Annotated in this window: 1 protein-coding gene and 1 pseudogene; both read left to right on the plus strand. The window is 68.5% G+C overall.

Annotated features, from left to right (window positions below; translation table 11 throughout):
* Positions 1-341: pseudogene (locus EN964_RS35125) on the plus strand (class II aldolase); the annotation flags it as partial.
* A gap of 7 nt (positions 342-348) precedes the next feature.
* A partial coding sequence (locus EN964_RS35130; RefSeq protein ID WP_164776426.1) for an FGGY-family carbohydrate kinase occupies positions 349-1,219 on the plus strand: 871 nt, incomplete at its 3' end.

The raw sequence follows: 1,219 nt of genomic DNA on the forward strand, positions 1-1,219 counted from the left end.
ACCCTGAGAGCCGCCGCATGGCGCAGGCCGGCAGCCTCTATCCGGACCACGTCATCTTCCTCGGCCAGGGCTCCGTCGTGGCGAAACCAGGCGAGGCGGTGGCCGATGTCATTGCACGACTGGGCACGTCGCCTGCGGCGATCCTGTTTCCCGGCGCAGGCGTGCTGATGCGCGGCGACGCCAGTGCCGGCGCCGATGCCATGCAACGCTGCCTCGCCGACGTGACGGCGCGCATCGATGTCGCCGCGCGGCTGAACTATCTCACCGCTTCCGAGAATGACGAACTGGTCAACTGGGACGCCGAGCAATATCGCCAGAAGCTAAACGCGGCTGGCGGCTAGCATGGGCATGATGCCACTTGCCATCGGCATCGACATCGGCACATCGGGTGCGCGCGCCGTCGCCATGCGCCCGGATTTTTCCATAGCCGGGCACGCGGCCGTCCCACTCGACAGGTTTGGCAGCGAGGGGCGAGCTCCCACGGCGTGGTGGCAAGCGGTCAAGACGGTGCTGACGGAGCTGCTTTCCGGCATCGACCGCACGGCGGTCCGCGCCATCGCCGTTGACGGCACCTCCGGCACGCTGCTGCCGGTCGACGCCGCCGGGCGGCCGCTGGCCGAACCGCTGATGTACAACGACAAGGTCGATGACGACGACGTCCTGGCCGTGATCGCCCGCACCGCGCCGGCTGCAAGTGCAGCGCACGGAGCGACATCCGGCCTCGCCAAGGCCCTGCGCTTCCAGCATCTGCCGGGCATTGCGGCGGTGCTGCATCAGGCCGACTGGATTGCCGGAAACTTCTCCGGCCGCTTCGACATCAGCGACGAGAACAATGCCCTGAAGACAGGCTATGATGTCGAGGCCCGCCGCTGGCCGGAATGGATCGCGGCGACCGGAATGCGCATGGAGTTGCTGCCGCGCGTGGTCGAACCGGGCGAGGTCACGGGCGCCCTCACCGCGGAAGCCGGGGAACTGTTCGGCTTACCGCGCGATGTGGCCGTCGTCGCCGGAACCACGGATGGTTGCGCCTCGTTCCTGGCGACCGGTGCCGCCGCGATCGGCGACGGCGTCACTGCGCTGGGATCCTCGCTGACCATCAAGATCCTGTCCGACCGGCCGATTGCGGCGCCGCGCTTCGGCATCTACAGCCACCGGCTCGGCAACGCCTGGCTGGCGGGCGGTGCGTCGAATTCCGGCGGCAAGGTGCTGGCTCAGCATT

This window comes from Mesorhizobium sp. M7A.F.Ca.CA.001.10.2.1 (genome assembly GCF_003998575.1).
Taxonomy (GTDB): Bacteria; Pseudomonadota; Alphaproteobacteria; order Rhizobiales; family Rhizobiaceae; genus Mesorhizobium.